Annotated in this window: 5 protein-coding genes; all 5 read left to right on the forward strand. The window is 66.8% G+C overall.

The genetic code is table 11. The features are described from left to right. Positions 1-72: 72 nt before the first annotated feature. The 5 genes from AB8841_RS12400 to AB8841_RS12420 all read left to right on the forward strand — a co-directional run bounded on the left by AB8841_RS12400 (position 73) and on the right by AB8841_RS12420 (position 19,733). On the forward strand, positions 73-2,466 hold the full coding sequence (locus AB8841_RS12400) for an EAL domain-containing protein (protein WP_370436149.1): 2,394 nt from the start codon (positions 73-75) through the stop codon (positions 2,464-2,466). Positions 2,467-2,881: 415 nt separating this feature from the next. Then, positions 2,882-4,579 (forward strand): peptidase domain-containing ABC transporter, encoded by a 1,698-nt coding sequence (locus AB8841_RS12405; RefSeq protein WP_370436150.1) that lies wholly within the window; start codon positions 2,882-2,884, stop codon positions 4,577-4,579. After that, on the forward strand, positions 4,576-6,765 hold the full coding sequence (locus AB8841_RS12410) for a peptidase domain-containing ABC transporter (protein ID WP_370436151.1): 2,190 nt from the start codon (positions 4,576-4,578) through the stop codon (positions 6,763-6,765). The genes AB8841_RS12405 and AB8841_RS12410 overlap by 4 nt, the downstream gene beginning before the upstream one ends. Further along, positions 6,762-8,186: an HlyD family type I secretion periplasmic adaptor subunit gene (locus tag AB8841_RS12415; RefSeq protein WP_370436152.1), complete on the forward strand. Its 1,425-nt coding sequence runs from the start codon at positions 6,762-6,764 to the stop codon at positions 8,184-8,186. Before AB8841_RS12410 ends, AB8841_RS12415 begins: the two co-directional genes overlap by 4 nt. Positions 8,187-8,195: 9 nt before the next feature. Beyond that, positions 8,196-19,733, forward strand: coding sequence for an Ig-like domain-containing protein (locus AB8841_RS12420; RefSeq protein WP_370436153.1), 11,538 nt, complete (start codon positions 8,196-8,198; stop codon positions 19,731-19,733). The last annotated feature ends 127 nt before the right edge of the window (positions 19,734-19,860 follow it).

Below are 19,860 nucleotides of genomic sequence, written 5' to 3' on the forward strand. Positions count from 1 at the left end.
ATTCTGGAGTAAAGCCTCTGGGCAACCCGCCATGGCTGCGGTTGCTCCGGCGAAGGGAGATTCGGGTTTGCTATGCTGACGGTCTACACGTGCATCGTCTCAAACCACGATCTCCGCCTTGTCGCGCTCGCGGCTCTGGTGTGTGGTCTTGCATCGCTCACGGCCGTCCATCTCCTGCATCACGTCCGGCGGGCGGAGAGTTCCCGGTACAGCCTGTGGCTCAACGTCGCCGCGGTATCGACCGGCTTCGGGATCTGGGCCACGCATTTCATCGCCATGCTGGCCTTCTCTCCCTCCGTGCCGGCTGCCTACGATGTCCCCTTGACCGTCTTGTCCCTGTTCGTCGCTGTTATCGTCACGGGCATGGGCTTTCGCATGGCTTTCGCGCTGGGGGGCATGGGCGCAGGGTGGTTCGGGGGAGCGCTCGTCGGATTCGGCATCGGCGGCATGCATTTTACCGGGATGGCGGCTTTCGATGTCGCCGGCACCGTCTCGTGGGACTGGCCATTGGTCGTCGCCTCCATCGTGCTCGGCTCAATTTTCGCGGGCGCCGCGCTCTCGGTTGGGCTCAGAAGCGATGCGGCGCCATGGAAGCTCTCCGGCGGATTGCTTCTGACGCTGGCGATCTGCAGCCATCATTTCACTGCCATGGCGGCTGCGACCATCACGCCCGACGGCACGATCGAGCCTTCGCCCCTGGCGATTGCGCCCCATTGGCTGGCCGTTGGCGTTGCCGCCGTCAGCCTGGTCATCCTTCTGCTCGCCTGCGCCGCGCTGAGCCTCGATCTGAGAGCGCGCCGACGCGCCGCTCTCGAGATGGAACGGATGCGGGATCTCACTGATGCGGCGGTTGAGGGGCTTGTTCTTTGCGACGGTGAAACCATCGTTTCCGTCAACCGCAGCTTCGCCCGGCTGGTAAACCTGACGCCTGATCAGATCTGCGGAAAGACATTGAGCGCATGCGTGCCCGACGCCGAGAAGCGCAACGCGCTCTTCGACGCCATGGGCCAGGCGATCGAGGGCGATCTGTCGAATGGCGAGGGCGATCTCGTTCCGGTCGAGCTGATCGCCCATCAGATCTCCTATAACGGGCGGCCCCATAATGTGGTGGCTTTCCGCGACCTGCGCGACCGCAGGAATGCCGAGGCTCAGATCCGGTATCTGGCGCATCACGACCCGCTGACCGGGCTCAACAATCGGACGAGTTTCGAGGAGCGCCTGGATCGCGAGATCAAGCTGCATCAGAGAACCGGGCAGAAGCTGGCGCTCCTGTGTCTCGACCTCGACGGGTTCAAGGAAGTGAACGATCTCTACGGCCACGCGGCCGGAGACCGGCTGCTCCGGGACACCGCTGAACTGTTCTCCGCAGCCCTCGCGGAGGACGACATGCTGGCCCGCCTGGGCGGTGACGAATTCGCCGTCATCGCTCCCCACATAACGGACCCGGCTCAAGTCGGGGCCCTGGCCGAGAGGCTGCTGCAGCGCCTCAAGAGCGCCGATCCGTCAAGGGTGCCGGCCGGCCTGCTTTCGGTCAGCGTCGGCATCGCGATCTACCCGTCCGACGCGCCGGACCGCACGGAGCTTCTCTCCAGCGCGGACGCGGCGTTGTACCGCGCCAAGCTGGAAGGCAAGGGCACATACCGCTTCTTCGAAGCCGCCATGGGGGCGCAGATCCGTGAACGTCGCAGCATCGAGAGCGATCTGCGCAATGCCATCGCCAATGGCGAGCTGCATCTCGTGTATCAGCCGCAGGCGCAGATCGAAACCTGCGAGGTGCTCGGCTTCGAGGTTCTGCTGCGTTGGCGGCATCCTGTTCGCGGCACCGTGCTGCCGTCGGTCTTCATTCCGATCGCCGAGGGGAGCGGTCTGATCCTCCAGATCGGTGAATGGGTCCTGCGGCAAGCCTGCCGGGAAGCCGCAGGCTGGCAGCGTCCGCTGAACATCGCCGTCAACGTGTCACCCTTGCAACTGGGCAGTGACGGTTTCTTCCAGGCGGTCCAGGCCATTCTGGACGAGACCGGATTGCCGCCCGAGCGACTGGAAATCGAGATTACCGAATCGGCTCTCATCCGCGACCCTGATCGTGCTCTCGCGGTTCTGCAGAAACTCAAGACGCTCGGCGTCAACATCGCCATGGACGATTTCGGCACCGGCTATTCGTCGCTGTCGAACCTGCAGCTCTTTCCGTTCGACAAGATCAAGATCGATCGGTCCTTCATTCAATCGGTCCACACGAAACCGCAGGCCGCCGCCATCGTGCGCGCCGTGCTGGGGCTCGGGCGAGGCCTGGGGCTTCCCGTCATCGCCGAAGGCGTGGAGACCTCCGAGGAGCTCAGTTTCCTCGGCCAGGAAGGATGCAGCGAGGCCCAAGGCTATCTGCTCGGGCGGCCGGAGCCCATCTCCGCCTTGACGTCGCTCATCCTCGGCGCGGCGGCCGTATCACCCTCGGCCGCGGTGAAGGCGTAAGGGCCCCGCTTGCGCGCCGCAACCCGGTTCCGGATGACCCCGCCGGGCGGATCTGAGCAGGCGGGCTGATCATCAACAACGGTATCGAAATCGCAACATTCCATGCGGGAATGTTGGTGCGCGGGCATCAGGCCTAGCGCATCGTGCGGCCCGCCGGATCTGCACGATGCGCTAAAGGCTGTTAACCCTTCCGAGAAGTCGTCTGCCGCTCTGAGAAAAATCGCTATCTCGGAATGCATCGGTTCCTTATCCTGCAAGCAGACTTTAGATCTGACTATGGCAGATTGGAGCGCTCACCTGAGGTGATGCTTGTCCAAAGGCATGATGCCGACCTGCCGTGCCGGTTAGAGCCCGGTATTCCCCGTGAAAATCCCATTCGTATTCCTCCTGCGACCGAAAGGTACAAGGTGGCGTCATGGACCGGTTTGCCGGCTCTGCTGAAACATCGTTTGCGTCGAACGCATCATGGCTGACTCGTCCCTTCGCAAGCCTGCTCGGCCGCCACGGGGTGGCCTTCCTGGTGCTGGTTCTCGAAGCGTCCCTGGTGCTGACCTTGCTGGCCCTGGCTCTGCCGGCGGCCCTTCTGCAGGTCTACGACCGGATTCTGCCGAACAAGTCCGTGGGCACTCTTGTCGTCCTCGCGACGGTCGTGACGGCTGCCATCGTACTGGAGGCCTTGGTCCGACATGTCCGCGGGCGGATTCTGGCGCGCGTGGCGGCCACGTCCGAGGCGCAGGCGCATCGTCAAGCCATGGAGCGCCTTCTCAGCGCTCCCCTTTCTGCCCTCGAGGCCCACGGCAACGGCTATTATGCCGAGCGCCTGTCCGCGATCGGCGCATTGCGCGAAGCCTGGTCGGGACCCGCTCTGCAGGCCATGCTCGATCTCCCCTTCGCGCTGCTCTACCTGATCGGCATCTGGTATCTGGCCGGACCGCTGGTGCTTGTGCCGCTGACGCTTCTCGGCTGCGTCGGCCTGCTCGCCGCGGTAACCGGACACCGGGTGCGTGGCGCGGCATATGACTTCGCTCAGGCCGAGGAGCGCCGCTTCAACTTTCTCTTCGATGCGCTGAATTGCATCCATGCCATGAAGGGCCTGGGCGCCGAGCCCCTCCTGGAGCGCCGCTACGAGCGCCTGCAGGGGAGCTCCGCCCAAATGCGTCGGGCGTTGAGTCATACGATCTCGACGGGGCAGGAGGCCGGCATGTTGCTGGCCCAGGCGGCGACAGTCGGGGTTGCGGCCTTCGGCTGCCATATGGTGCTCAACGGTCAGCTGAGCGTCGGCGGGCTTGGGGCATGCACGATGCTGGTCGGCCGCACGATGCAGCCTCTGCTCGGCGGCGTGGCGCTATGGTCGCGCCTGCAATCCTTGGCGGAGAGCCGGCGGCGCGTGGCGGAGATCGGAGCCCTTCCGCGGGAGCACCAGGTTGGTCTTCCGGCGCTGAAGGTTCATGCCGGACACATCCTGCTTCGGGACGTCCGGTTCCGGTCGCGCGGTTATTCCAGCAGATTGTTCGAGAACGTCTCGCTGGAGGCCCATCCGGGCGAGGTCATTGGCATCACGGGCGCCAACGGCTCCGGCCGTTCGACATTGCTGCGGCTGATCGCCGGCGATCTCCGCCCGGAGGGCGGCGGTGTCTTCATCGACGGGCAGGACCTCGGCAAGGTCGACATCGGGCCTGCCCGTCAGTCGGTCGCCCTGGTTCAACCCAATCCCGCTTTGGTCCGCGGCACGCTGCTGCAGAACCTCACCCTGTATCAGCCCGAGCTGGAGAGCGATGCCCTGCATTTCGCCACTGAGCTCGGGCTCGATCAGGTGGCGAGCGCGATGCCCGGAGGATGGCATACCCCGGTCGGTGTCGCCGCGACGCCGCTGCCGCGCGGTGCCGAGCAGAGGATCGGCATCGTTCGCGCTCTGGTGGAGAAGCCGCGCATTCTTCTGTTCGATGACACCACGACGCAGCTCGATGCGGACAGCGATACGAAGCTCGCCAGGCTCCTGGCGCAGCTACGGGGAAAGGTGACGGTCGTCATCGTCACGCACCGGCCGTCCACGCTCGCTATCGCCGACCGGGTCTACACCATACGGAACGGATATCTGGAGTCCGAGTCATGATCGAGCACGGGGAACAGCACATGGGCAGCCCCTTGCATATTCCCGAGGATCTGCTGACCCCGTCCGATCTGGCATTCTGCCTTCCCGTCATGCTGTGGGCCCTGGGATGGTCGGGCGGGCCCGACGATCTGCTGGCGGCGCTTCCGCACGCCAAACCGGACGTGGATATCACCGATCTGCGCAACACGTTGGCCGTTCTCGGCTACCCGACCCGAACGGTCCGTTTGAAGCGAGGGGGCCTGGATGCGCGGGGCCTGCCCGCCATGCTTCTGACGCCGGGCAAGGCAGCGGCCGTCCTGTACCGCGACGAGGCCGGGCAGGTCCTGCGATACGATGCCGCCTCCGGAGAGGCGGTGCCTTGCGGGCCGGAGAAATTGCATGGGACCCTGTTGCTCGTGGAAGACGCGCAGGTCCCATCGGCAAGGCAGGGCTGGTTCGCGGGTATGGCGCGGCGCTTCCGCGGCGAGCTGCCGACGCTTCTGAGCATCGGTGGATTGATGGCGCTCCTGGGTCTGGCCGTGCCCGCGTTCACCATGTCGGTCTTCGACACCGTCATCGCCGGCCATAGCCCCGACACGCTGCCCATGCTGGTCGCGGGCGCGGTCGGCGCGATCCTCATGGAGACGGCATTCCGCGTGGTCCGACAGCGCACTCTGCTGCGCATCGCAGAGCGACTCGACCGGCTGGTTACGAATGCCGTCTTCACGCAGCTCATGTCTCTTCCGGCAGCGCTCGTGGAGAGGGCAGGGACCGCCTCACAGGTTTCGCGCCTGCGCGATTTCGCAGCAATCCGCGAATTCCTCACGGGCAGCTTCGCCATCGCCGTTCTGGACATGCCGTTCACGCTCCTCGTCATCGTGCTCATGGTGGCGCTGGGCGGTTGGATCGCTCTCGTACCGGTCGGAACGGCGCTCGGTTTCGCTCTCCTGTTCCTGATCTCCCGCGCGCCGATGCGCCTGGCGATCGAGCGGGCGGCCCGTGCCGCGCAAGTGCGCGAGGCTCTGGCCGTCGAGGCCCTAGAAGCTGTCAGGACCCTGAAGCTCGGGCGGGCCGAGGAGCGCTGGACGGAACGCTACGCGGCCGCTGCGGCCGCTGCCGCGGTCGCATCGGCGCGGGTCGGCACGCTGGCAGGATCCGTGCTCGCCGCAAGCCAGGCGCTCGTTGCCCTGTCGGGACTTGCGGCCATGGTCACGGGCGTGCTCTCGGTTCTCAACGGCGCCATGAGCGCCGGTGCCTTGATCGCCGGCATGATGTTGATCTGGCGTGTGCTCGGTCCGATGCAGGCCTTCTTCATGATGCTCTCGCGATGGGAGCAGACCCAGGCGTCCATCCGGCAGGTCGACGGGCTGATGGCGCTGGAAACCGAGCGGCCGAATCCTCTCGAGGCGCGGATGGCGCCGCCCGAGCACGGCGCGATCACCTTCCACCGCGTCACCCTGCGCTACCTCCCGCAATCCGAGCCCGTGCTCGCCGGCGCGAGCTTTTCGGTGCAGCCGGGGCAGGTCGTCGCAATCACCGGGGCGGAGGGCACGGGCAAGTCCACGCTCCTGCAGCTGATCGCGGGCCTCTATCGGCCTCAAGGCGGATTGATTCGCATCGACGGACACGACGTTCGCTCCTTCAATCCCGCCGTGCTCAGGCGCAGCATCGGCTGGGTCCCGCAGTCGCCGGGGCTGCTCTACGGCACCGTTGCGCAGAACCTCCGCCTTGCGCGCCCCAGCGCCACGGATGCCGAACTGCGGGCCGCCGCCGCCGAAGCCGGCGTCCTCGAAGCGATCGAGGCGTTGCCGCATGGTTTCGACACGCGTGTCGGCGATAATTACAGCGGCAGGCTGCCCCGCAGCATTTTGCTGCGGATCGCCCTTGCGGGCGCATTGCTTCGCGATGCTCCCATTCTGCTCCTGGACGAGCCGGTCGCCGGTCTCGACGACGCGTGCGCGAAGGCATTCACCGACGTGATCGCTTCGCGGCGCGGCCGCTGCACCATTCTCATGGCGACGCACCGGCCGAGCCACATTCGTCTGGCTGATCGCGTTCTGCGCATTCGCGAGGGAGTGGTGGAGGAGGTCGAACCGCAGATGCCGCCCGTCGCTCCGCGCCCGGCGAGAGCCGCCATCGGCGCATCGGTCGCGGGCGCAGCCTTCGCCCATTCAACAGCATCGAACGGCACGAGAGGCAGCCGATGACTCTGACGACATCAAGCGCCGATACGCGCGCCTCGACGTTACTCCTGCCGCAGGCAAGCCGTGTGTCCCGCCCCGATAGTCACGTGCTGGCGCTGGAAGAGCTGCGCATCCACGGATTGGAGCGGGCAGTCGTGCTGGGAGCGGGACTGCTCGTCGCGGCGACCCTGGTTTGGGCGTCGCTGACCCGCATTCCCGAAGTCGCCGTCGGCTTGGGCGAGATCGCGCCCGCGATGGCACTTGCGCCGGTGCAGCACTTGGAAGGCGGCATCGTCCACGAGGTGCTCGTCACCGAAGGGGAGATGGTCGAGGCGGGAGAGCCGATCCTGCGCATGAACGATGCAGCCGCGCAGGCTGAGTTGTCTCAGGCGAGACTTCGCCTCGAATCCCTGCAAATGCAGTCGCAGCGCCTGATGGCGGCGGCGGACGGAAACGGCAGCGCCCTGGAGTTCGGCAGCCTTCGCAGAACCTCCGTCGCCGCAGCGACTTTCAGTGGGGGGGCGAGCGATGCTCCGATGCTCACCTCCGGCCCCTTCGCGGCGCCACAGCGGGCCGCACTGGACTCGCGGCTGCGCTCGCTGTCCGATCGCATTGCGGTTCTGACGGAGCAGGCGGCTCAGCGGCGCAGCGACCTCGCAACCCTTTCCGGGCAGATCGCGTCCATTCAGGAGCAGATGGATCTGCACGCCCGGGAACTCGGCATCCGCGAAGAACTGGCCGGCAACGGACTGACGACCCGCCTGTCCGTGCTCGAGGCGCAGCGTCTCTTCATGAGTGCGAAGGCCGAGCATGAGCGACTGAACGGGCAGCATGTCTCGGCTCAGCGCGGTCTTGCGGAGGCGGAGGCGCGGATCCACGAAGCACAGTCCGCCGCTGTCGACGAGGCGCGGCAGGAGGCGGCCCGCGTCGCGCTCGAGATCGCCGAGACGGCGGAGGTCGTTCGCAAGCTCGAAGATCGCGCCGAGCGCACCCTGGTGCGCGCGCCCATCGATGGAATCGTGCGCGGGCTGACCGTGCACCGCCCGGGCACCGTGCTGCCGCCCGGCGGCCTTGTCGCCGAGATCATGCCGCAGGATACGCCGCTGGTGGTGGACGTACGGCTGATGCCGCGCGACGTCGGCTTCATCAAGGTCGGGCAGACCGTGCAGGTGAAGGTGCAGGCCTTCGACTATTCTCGCTTCGGCTCCGTCGAAGGTGTCGTGGAGCGGGTTTCCGCAGGCACGTTCCTCGACGAGCAACGCCAGCCTCACTACCGCGCGCGGATCTCGCTGAAGCAGCCATATGTCGGCCACGATCCGCACCTGGCTCGCCTTGCAGCGGGCATGACGGCTCAGGCGGACATCACGACAGGCCACAAGACTGTGCTGCAATATCTGCTCAAGCCGATCTATTCAGCGATGGCCGGATCGTTTCACGAGCGCTGAGAGCCTCCCATGACCCAGCAGATCGACCCGACCATCCCCTTCGACGCCAGCGTCATCGACGAGGAAATGCTGCGTGCGCTGCGCGCCGTGCAGCGCTCGCTCTCGCAGGGAGACGGCGGCGCCAGCGGCATTCTCGTGAGCGGCATCGCCACGGCCGCGATGGTCGCAACGGTGCAGGGTGGCGCGCAGGGCGGTTTCGTCCTCGGACCGGATGGCGCCCCCGCGCCCGAGGCATTGCCGACATACGCACGGCAGGACGAACCCCTGAAGCCCCTGGACCCCGCGCTGTCGAACCCGTTGTCGATCCCGCAGGATTTCGCACTCCTCGAGCTCCTCGCGCCGAACGTGTCGGCGCCTGCATCCGCGATCACGATGCTCAGGGGCGCCGGCCCCCACGGCTCCTCCGACGCCGTTTCGCTCGATCAACCCAGCGCGCCCGCGGCTGTGCCGGTGATACCCGCCGCCCCGGGCGTATCGCCCAAGCCTCCCGTGGTGACGCCGCCGCCCGTGGTCCGTCCCCCCCAGGATCAGCCCGACGTCACGGCCGAAACGCCGATCGCGCAGGCGGCCGATGCGGAAGGCGACGAGGACCAGGCGATCGCTCTCCACTTGACGGTTGCCCTGACCGATACGGACGGTTCGGAGACGTTGACGGTCAGGATCCTGGGTGTTCCCGACGGAGCGGTTCTGTCGCACGGTCACCGGGAGCCGGATGGCAGCTGGAGCGTCGATCCGCGCGATGTCGCAGACCTGACCCTCACGCCGCCGCACGACTTCTCCGGCCGCATCGAACTGACGATGCGGGTCACCTCGCACGAGCGCAGCGGCAGCACGGCGGTCTCCGAGGCATCCTTCGCGGTTCATGTGGCTCCGGTTGCCGATGCTCCCGGCGTGAGTGTCGCCGATGCTCATGGCCGTGAGGACGAGGTGGTGTCCCTGGCCGGCCTCGGCGGCAGGCTGAGCGACATCGACGGCTCGGAAACCTTGAGCTTCGTGCTCAGCGGCGTGCCCACCGGCGCGACCCTGAGCGCCGGGACGAATCTCGGCGGCGGCCGCTGGGCACTCACCGAAGGGCAGCTCTCCGGCCTGACCCTGACGCCTCCGGAAAACGCCTCCGGCACTTTCACCATGACGCTCACCGCCGTGGCCACCGAACGCGTCGGTGGCTCCAGCGCCAAGACCTCCGCCACGTTCACCCTCATTCTCGATCCGGTCGTGGACGATGGCACCATCGGCGGCTCCAGTGTCGGCGACGAGGATCAATGGATCGCCCTGAAACCCACCTTCGCCATGACCGACAGGGACGGTTCGGAGACATGGTCCGAAACCACGATGGTCTCGGGCGTGCCTGCCGGCGCCCTGCTCAGCCAGGGTAGGGAAGTCGCCCCGGGCGTCTGGGAGGTATCGACCGCCGCGCTGCAGGCGGGGCTCGTGTCGATCAAGCCGCCGGCGGACAGCGACAATGATTTCAACCTGACGCTCAAAGCGACCCTGACGGACACGGCGAACGGAGTGAGCGCAAGCCGTGAGGTGAGCGGCCGATACGGGATCGAGGTGACGGCGGTCGCGGACGCACCGAGCGCCACGGCGAGCGACGTGGACGGGAAAGAGGATCAGGCGATCGCCCTCAAGCTGACGGCGGCGCTGACGGACACCGACGGCTCGGAGACCCTGTCGGTGGTCATTCTGGGCGTGCCGGATGGCGCTTCGCTCTCGGCCGGCCACCGGGCCGCCGACGGCAGCTGGCATGTCGATCCGGCCGATCTCGCGGGCCTCACGCTCACGCCGCCACGGGATTTCTCCGGCACCCTCGATCTCACCCTGCAGGCGACCTCCCGCGAGACTGCCAACGGAGCAATCGCCACCACGCGCTCCCCCTTCCAGGTCCATGTGGATGGTGAGGCCGATGCGCCTCGCGTCGACGCGCGCGAGGTCACCGGACAGGAGGATGAGCCGATCGCCCTGAACCTCGCGGCCGCGCTCGTCGACACCGACGGGTCGGAACAGCTTTCGTCCGTGACGATCACGGGCGTTCCGCCGGGAGCATCCCTGTCCCGCGGCAGCCGGTCGCCCGACGGCACCTGGGTGCTCGATCCCTCCGACCTGCCGCACCTCGTTCTGACGCCGCCCGAAAACTACTCCGGCACGCTGAGCCTCACCGTGCACGTGACGTCGCGGGAAACGGCGAACGGCTCCCTCGCCACGACGGATGTGCCCTTCAAGGTGCATGTCAACGCCGTGGCCGACGAGCCTGAGCTGCGAGCGGACGGTGTCGCGGGAAAGGAAGACGAGGCCATTGCGCTGAAGCTCGAGGCGAAACTGACGGATACCGACGGATCGGAAGTGCTGTCGATCAGGATCCTGGGCATTCCCGACGGAGCGTCTCTCGATCACGGAACGCGCATGGCCGACGGCACATGGGTGGTCGATCCGGCCGATCTCGGGAGCCTGAAGATCACGCCGCCGAAAGATTTTTCCGGCACGATCGACCTGACCTTGGAGGCGACGGCGCGGGAGGGTTCGAACGGCTCCGTCGCGACGAGCCGCACGCCTTTCCAGGTTCAGGTGGAAGCGGTCGCCGATGCGCCCGAGATCACGGCCAACGGTGCATCCGGCCAGGAAGACGAGAGCATTCCGCTGAACCTGTCGACGCGGGTGGCCGACAGAGACGGATCGGAAGAGATCGCGTCCGTGGTCATTCTGGGCGTTCCGGACGGCGCTTCGCTCTCCGCCGGCCACCGGGCCGCCGACGGCAGCTGGCATGTCGATCCGGCTGATCTCGGGAGCCTGAAGATCACGCCGCCGAAAGATTTTTCCGGCACGATCGACCTGACCTTGGAGGCGACGGCGCGGGAGGGTTCGAACGGCTCCGTCGCGACGAGCCGCACGCCTTTCCAGGTTCAAGTGGAAGCGGTCGCCGATGCGCCCGAGATCACGGCCAACGGTGCATCCGGCCAGGAAGACGAGAGCATTCCGCTGAACCTGTCGACGCGGGTGGCCGACAGAGACGGATCGGAAGAGATCGCGTCCGTGGTCATTTCCGGCGTTCCGGACGGCTTCTCCCTGACCCATGGCACGCCTGTCGGACACGGCGCGTGGCGCATCGATCCCGCGGAGCTGTCGCAGGTCGCCATCGTTCCGCCGAAAGACTATTCGGGCACGTTCAACCTGACCATCGAGACGACGTCCCGCGAAATCTCCAATGGCTCGCAGGCGTCGTCGACGAGAACGTTCCCGGTTCGCGTGGAAGCCGTTCCGGACCAGCCGACCGTGGGCGCCCATGATGCCTCGGGCAAGGAAGACACGCCGATCGCCCTCAAGCTGACGGCGGCGCTGACGGACACCGACGGCTCGGAGACCCTGTCGGTGGTCATTCTGGGCGTGCCGGACGGCGCCTCGCTCTCGGCCGGCCACCGGGCCGCCGACGGCAGCTGGCATGTCGATCCGGCCGATCTCGCGGGCCTCACGCTCACGCCGCCACGGGATTTTTCCGGCACCCTCGATCTCACCCTGCAGGCAACCTCCCGCGAGACCGCCAACGGAGCAATCGCCACCACGCGCTCCTCCTTCCAGGTCCATGTAGACGGAGTGGCCGATGCCCCGTCCGTCACGCTCAAGGACGTGTCCGGCGACGAGGACACGTCGATCTCCCTCAGGCTGATGGCGGCGCTGACCGACACGGATGGCTCGGAGACCCTGTCGGTGGTCATTCTAGGCGTTCCGCCGGGAGCATCCCTGTCTCACGGCGCCCGCCAGCCGGACGGTACCTGGGTGCTCAATCCCTCCGACCTGCCGCACCTCGTTCTGACGCCGCCCGAAAACTATTCTGGCGACATCCGGCTCACCGTTCACGCCACATCCCGCGAGAGCGACGGCGATACGGCCTCGACCGAAAAATCGTTCACCGTCACGGTAAATCCCGTCGCGGACGCACCGAGCGCCACGGCGAGCGACGTGGACGGGAAAGAGGATCAGGCGATCGCCCTCAAGCTGACGGCGGCGCTGACCGACACCGACGGCTCGGAGACGCTGTCGGTGGTCATTCTGGGCGTGCCGGATGGCGCCTCGCTCTCGGCCGGCCACCGGGCCGCCGACGGCAGCTGGCATGTCGATCCGGCCGATCTCGCGGGTCTCACGCTCACGCCGCCACGGGATTTTTCCGGCACCCTCGATCTCACCCTGCAGGCGACCTCCCGCGAGAAAGCGAACGGCCACGAAGCGACGACCGAAGTCGAGTTCCAGGTGGATGTCGATGCGGTGGCCGATGCGCCTCGCGTCGACGCGCGCGAGGTCACCGGACAGGAGGATGAGCCGATCGCCCTGAACCTCGCGGCCGCGCTCGTCGACACCGACGGGTCGGAACAGCTTTCGTCCGTGACGATCACGGGCGTTCCGCCGGGAGCATCCCTGTCCCGCGGCAGCCGGTCGCCCGACGGCACCTGGGTGCTCGATCCCTCCGACCTGCCGCACCTCGTTCTGACGCCGCCCGAAAACTACTCCGGCACGCTGAGCCTCACCGTGCACGTGACGTCGCGGGAAACGGCGAACGGCTCCCTCGCCACGACGGATGTGCCCTTCAAGGTGCATGTCAACGCCGTGGCCGACGAGCCTGAGCTGCGAGCGGACGGTGTCGCGGGAAAGGAAGACGAGGCCATTGCGCTGAAGCTCGAGGCGAAACTGACGGATACCGACGGATCGGAAGTGCTGTCGATCAGGATCCTGGGCATTCCCGACGGAGCGTCTCTCGATCACGGAACGCGCATGGCCGACGGCACATGGGTGGTCGATCCGGCCGATCTCGGGAGCCTGAAGATCACGCCGCCGAAAGATTTTTCCGGCACGATCGACCTGACCTTGGAGGCGACGGCGCGGGAGGGTTCGAACGGCTCCGTCGCGACGAGCCGCACGCCTTTCCAGGTTCAGGTGGAAGCGGTCGCCGATGCGCCCGAGATCACGGCCAACGGTGCATCCGGCCAGGAAGACGAGAGCATTCCGCTGAACCTGTCGACGCGGGTGGCCGACAGAGACGGATCGGAAGAGATCGCGTCCGTGGTCATTTCCGGCGTTCCGGACGGCTTCTCTCTGACCCATGGCACGCCTGTCGGACACGGCGCGTGGCGCATCGATCCCGCGGAGCTGTCGCAGGTCGCCATCGTTCCGCCGAAAGACTATTCGGGCACGTTCAACCTGACCATCGAGACGACGTCCCGCGAAATCTCCAATGGCTCGCAGGCGTCGTCGACGAGAACGTTCCCGGTTCGCGTGGAAGCCGTTCCGGATCAGCCGACCGTGGGCGCCCATGATGCCTCGGGCAAGGAAGACACGCGGATCACCCTCGACATCTCGGCCGGGCTGACGGACACCGACGGATCCGAGGTTCTCTCCATCGTGATCCAGGGGCTGCCCGCCGGGACCAGGCTTTCGGCCGGCGTGGAGAACGCCGACGGCAGCTGGACGCTGACGCCCGCGCAACTGCCCGGCCTGACGATGACCCCGCCCACGAATTGGAGCGGCACCCGCACCATCACGGTGGTGGCTCATTCCCGCGAGACATCGAGCAATCTGGAGGCCACCAACAGCACCACGTTCCAGCTTGATGTGGATGGAGTGGCCGATGCCCCGTCCGTCATACTCAAGAACGTGTCCGGTGACGAGGATACGGCGATCTCCCTCAACCTCAAGGTCAGTCTGGTCGATACGGACGGCTCGGAGACGCTGTCGGTGGTCATCTCGGGCGTCCCCCACGACGCGGTGCTGTCTCATGGCACCCGCCAGCCGGACGGCACCTGGAGCGTCAATGCGTCGGACGTGTCCAAGCTGAAGCTGACGCCGCCGCACGACTTCTCCGGTGACATCCGGCTCACCGTTCACGCCACATCCCGCGAGAGCGACGGCGATACGGCCTCGACCGAAAAATCGTTCACCGTCACGGTAAATCCCGTCGCGGACGCACCGAGCGCCACGGCGAGCGACGTGGACGGGAAAGAGGATCAGGCGATCGCCCTCAAGCTGACGGCGGCGCTGACCGACACCGACGGCTCGGAGACGCTGTCGGTGGTCATTCTGGGCGTGCCGGATGGCGCTTCGCTCTCGGCCGGCCACCGGGCCGCCGACGGCAGCTGGCATGTCGATCCGGCCGATCTCGCGGGCCTCACGCTCACGCCGCCACGGGATTTCTCCGGCACCCTCGATCTCACCCTGCAGGCGACCTCCCGCGAGAAAGCGAACGGCCACGAAGCGACGACCGAAGTCGAGTTCCAGGTGGATGTCGATGCGGTGGCCGATGCGCCGGGATTGCGCGTGAGCCCGGCCGTCGGTGACGAGGATATGGCGATCCCGCTTCACGTGTCGGCATGGGCGACGGATCGCGACAATTCCGAGCGCATCGTCGGTTTCCATCTGATGGATGTGCCCGAGGGAGCCGTCGTAATGGCCGGGGGCGTTGTTCTGGAGAGAGACGCTAACGGCACGATTCTGGTGCCGCCGGGCGCGATCGATACACTCACCATCACGCCGCCTCCGCAATCCGATGTCGATTTCACCTTGCGCGTTTCCGCCATATCGGAGGAGCCGAACGGCAGTCGCGCGGAAAGCGCTCCGATGGATCTTCCGGTCACGGTTCGCGCCGTGGCCGACATGCCGACGATGCTCACCCCCGGCGCCAGCGGCTTCGAGGATACCGAGATACCCCTCGACCTGAGGGCCGCGACGGTCGACACCGACGGATCGGAGACAATCACCTTCGTCATCTCCAATCTTCCGGCCGGCGCCATCCTGTCCGAAGGCACGTATCGCGGTTCCGGGATCTGGTCCTTGACGGCTGAGGAGGCCGCACGCGTCACGCTTCTTCCGCCTCCGGATTTCTCCGGCTCCATCCCGCTGACCGTCACGATGATTGCGCAGGAGCGCAATGGCGGTGACCAGAAGGTGAGCACGATCGTCTTCCCGGTCCAGGTGGACGCCGTGGTGGATCGTCCCGCGGTCGGCGGACTCGACGGCAAGACCGGCGACTGGGGAACCATGCACGGCACGGAGGACAAGCCGATCCCCCTCGATCTCGATCCGGGCCTGTCCGACAGGGACGGATCGGAGAAGGTCGTGGGCGACATCATCGTCAGCGGGATCCCCGAGAGCGCGGTTCTGAAGCTCGCCGACGGAACGGTGATCCTTCCCGACACGGAAGGGCGCTACCGGATTCCCTCCGACCACATGGAAGGCGTGACGCTGACCATGCCCCTCAACAGCGACAAGAGGGAAACGCTGACGATCGAAATGACCATCGAGGACCACGGCGGCGTCCGGGCGACGATCGGCGGTCACATGGTGGTCGATCCGCTCGGCGATGCCGATCCTCCGAAACTCGAGGTCGGTCCGTCAAGCGGGAACGGCCATGTCAGCATCGACGCGGAGCAGGGCTGGATCCCGCTTCACATCGCGGCGGAGCTCACCGACAAGGACGACTCCGAGACCCTCTACATGATGGTGCAGAACGTGCCTCGCGGAGCTTCGCTCTCCGACGGTAGTCCTGTCGGCAACGGAATATGGCTGGTGCCGGTGGCGTCTCTCCCCACCCTCGCCATTCGACCCGGCGCCCGCCAGTATGGCAACTTCGACCTGCAGGTGACCGCCATCGCGGTCGAGCGGGAAGGCGATCGGGAGGCTTCGACGAAGCCTCTGACCGTCACCGTCACCGTGCCCGAAGGCGCAGGCGACGGTGGAGGCGGCGAGGGCGGCGGCAGCGATGGTGGAGGCGATGTTGGGGGCGGCGGAACAGATCCAGCATCCAAAATCGCGCAACCGCCGACATTGACGATCGGGCACGCGACCACGACGGAAGACAATGCGGTCGCATTGTCGATCAAGGCCGAACTCGCGGATTCCGATCACGGCAGAGAAGCGCTCGGCATCCGCATTCAGGGGGTGCCGGAGAACGCACGCCTCTCGGTCGGCCTTCAGGACCCCAAAACGGGCGACTGGCTGCTGAGGCCCGAGGATCTCGCGAAGGTGGAGCTCGTTCCTCCGCCCGATTTCGCCGGCACGATCACGCTGATGGTCACGGCGGTCTCTCAGGAGGCGACAGGGAGCCAGGCGTGCACGACGAGCCCGCTTGAGATCGTGGTCACGCCCGTTGCCGATGCGGCCGTCATCAAGGCCGCGCCCGCCAGGGGCTTCGAGGATCAGCCGGTCGATCTCAATCTCGACATCCGGACCGGCGACAGCGATGACAGCGAGACCATCACATCCATCATCCTGTCCGGTCTGACCGGAGGCGCGCGGATCGCGGACGGTCCCGGCATCACGAACAACGGCGACGGCACATGGACCGTGCACCCTGACCATCTGTCGGGCGTTCAGGTGATCCCGCCTCCCAACGGCCATGGCCATTTCGAAGTGACAGTCCGGGTCACGACACAGGAGACCGCGAACGGACACGCGACCACCACGACGAAGACGGTCGCCTTCGATGTCGCGCCCGTGGCCGATGCACCGACGGTGATCGTGAACGACGCGTCCGGCAGGGAAGACGGTTCGATCGATCTGCATCTCTCCGCGCGGCTCAACGACACCGATGGCTCGGAAGTGCTCTCCGTCGTGATCGAAGGCCTGCCTCCAGGCGCACGGCTGACCGCAGGCGTGAACAACGGCGACGGCAGCTGGACGCTGACGCCCGCTCAGCTCTCGGGCCTCAAGCTGATCCCGCCCGCCGATTGGAGCGGCACGATGGATCTGACCATGCATGCCCATGCCCGCGAGCGTTCGAACGGCTCAGTCGAGTCCCGCAGTGCTCCGTTCCAGGTGCAGGTCGAGGCCGTGGCCGACGCGCCCCTCGCGAGCGCCCGCGACGTGTTCGGTGACGAGGACACGGATATTCCGCTCAACCTCTCGGCCTCCCTGGTGGACCGCGACGGCTCGGAGACGCTGTCGGTCGTCATCACGGGGATTCCCGATGGGGCGGTGCTGTCCCACGGCGAGCCGCTGGGCAACAACAGCTGGAGCGTTCCGCCGTCCGCGCTGTCGCATCTGACGATCACGCCGCCGCACGACTTCTCCGGCCGGATCGAGCTGTCGCTGCAGGTGACGGCTCGCGAGAAGAACGGCAGCACGGCGACCTCGGAGGCCTCCTTCGTGGTTCAGGTGGGCGGTGTCGCAGATGCGCCGAGCGTGACCGTGGTGGATGCTCACGGGCGGGAGGACACGCCGGTGTCTCTCGATGGGCTCGGCGGCGCCTTGAGCGACATCGACGGCTCGGAGAGCCTCGCCTTCATCCTCAGCGGCGTGCCCGAGGGCGCCACGCTCAGCGCCGGCACCGATCTCGGCGGCGGCCGCTGGGCGCTCACGGAAGCCCAGCTGTCCGGCCTCACCCTGAACCCGCCGACGAACGCTTCGGGCAGCTACACGCTGACCCTCACGGGAATCGCGACGGAAAAGGCAGGCGGTCCCGGCGCCTCGACTTCGGCCACCTTCACCGTGACGGTCGATCCGGTGGCGGACAAGCCGGTCGTCACGGCAAGCAACGTGGTGGGGCAGGAGGACGAACCGATTGCCCTCAGGCTGACGGCCGCTCTGACCGACACCGATGGTTCGGAAACTCTGTCGATCCTTTTGACGGGCGTGCCCGAGGGTTTCACGCTGTCGGCGGGCGTGAGAAACGCCGATGGCAGCTGGAGCCTGTCCGCGTCGCAGCTCGCGGGGCTCACCCTGAACCCGCCGGATGATTTCTCCGGGTCGCTCAATCTGACGCTGCATGCGACGGCAACGGAAAGCGCAACGGGCGATGCGATCACGACCGAGGCACGGTTCCAGGTGCAGGTCGAGGCCGTGGCCGACGCGCCCCTCGCGAGCGCCCGCGACGTGTTCGGTGACGAGGACACGGATATTCCGCTCAACCTCTCGGCCTCCCTGGTGGACCGCGACGGCTCGGAGACGCTGTCGGTCGTCATCACGGGGATTCCCGATGGGGCGGTGCTGTCCCACGGCGAGCCGCTGGGCAACAACAGCTGGAGCGTTCCGCCGTCCGCGCTGTCGCATCTGACGATCACGCCGCCGCACGACTTCTCCGGCCGGATCGAGCTGTCGCTGCAGGTGACGGCTCGCGAGAAGAACGGCAGCACGGCGACCTCGGAGGCCTCCTTCGTGGTTCAGGTGGGCGGTGTCGCAGATGCGCCGAGCGTGACCGTGGTGGATGCTCACGGGCGGGAGGACACGCCGGTGTCTCTCGATGGGCTCGGCGGCGCCTTGAGCGACATCGACGGCTCGGAGAGCCTCGCCTTCATCCTCAGCGGCGTGCCCGAGGGCGCCACGCTCAGCGCCGGCACCGATCTCGGCGGCGGCCGCTGGGCGCTCACGGAAGCCCAGCTGTCCGGCCTCACCCTGAACCCGCCGCATGATTTCTCCGGAACGCTCAATCTGACGCTGCACGCGACGGCAACGGAAAGCGCAACGGGCGATGCGATCACGACCGAGGCGCGGTTCCAGGTGCAGGTTCAAGGCGTGGCGGATGCGCCGCTGCTTCAGGCCAACGACGTCACCGGCGAGGAGGATCATGCGATTGCGCTGAATCTCTCGGCGGCGCTGAGCGATACGGATGGGTCGGAACAGCTGTCCTCCGTCACAATCTCCGGATTGCCGGACGGCTTCGTCCTTTCGCAAGGCACGATGAGCGCGAACGGCACGTGGCGGGTGTCTGCGGACATGCTGTCGGATGTGCGGCTGATCCCGCCTCAGAACTGGAACGGAACGCTGCACCTGACGCTTCATGCCACGAGCCTGGAGACCGCATCGGGCAGCACCGCGACGTCATCGGCTCCCTTCACGGTCACCGTGGCGCCCGTCAATGACGCACCTGAAGTCTCGCTCACGGCCCCCGGCCATTCGGATGCGGGCTCTCATGCCGTCAGCGCGATCGGCGGCGTGCAGGCGGAGGATGTCGACAGCACCCATCTTTCCGGGGCGACCGTCACTCTCTCAGGAGGACATCCGGGCGACAGGCTCGATTTCGAAGGGTTCGCGCTCCATCACGAGAGCGGCCATGTGATGATCGGCGATACCGGCATCGAGCTGGTCGGGGGCGGCTACGACCCCGCGACCGGAAGCCTATCTCTCAGCGGCAGCGCCCCGCCGGACACCTATGCGGCGGTGCTGCGCGCGCTGGTGCTGGAGAACCCGGACGGAACGGGCCTTGCTGCCGGCACCCGGAGCATCGGGGTGACGCTTGTGGATCAGGAAGGGGCCGCTTCGGTTCCGAAGACGGTTGACGTGATCGTGGACGACATGGTGCCAGATCCCGTCGGGACGGGCGAGCAGGGCTTTGCCGCGGCCTCGCTCGAACCCGCGCAGGATCACCTCGGGTCCGATGTCCTTTTGCTGATCGCAGAGAGCGGAGGTGAAACGACCGATACCGGCAGCCTGTGGACGGAGCATCTCGATCAAGGTCCCGATCACGCCGCCGTGCCGCATGCACCGGCCGATCTCGATCATCTGGGATCCGATCAGATTCAGCCGATCAACGATTTTCACGTGGAGATCGGGCGTGTGAACTGGTCCTGACGGGAGCGCGAAGGGGCCGCGCGTTCCCGCCGCCGGATCAGGCGGCGCCATATGGCTTGAGCTCAATGGGAGAGGTGGAACCGGCTCTTCGCGCGTCCGGAGGCGATTACTGGTCAGCGGCAGATAA

This window comes from Microvirga sp. TS319 (assembly GCF_041276405.1).
GTDB lineage: Bacteria > Pseudomonadota > Alphaproteobacteria > Rhizobiales > Beijerinckiaceae > Microvirga.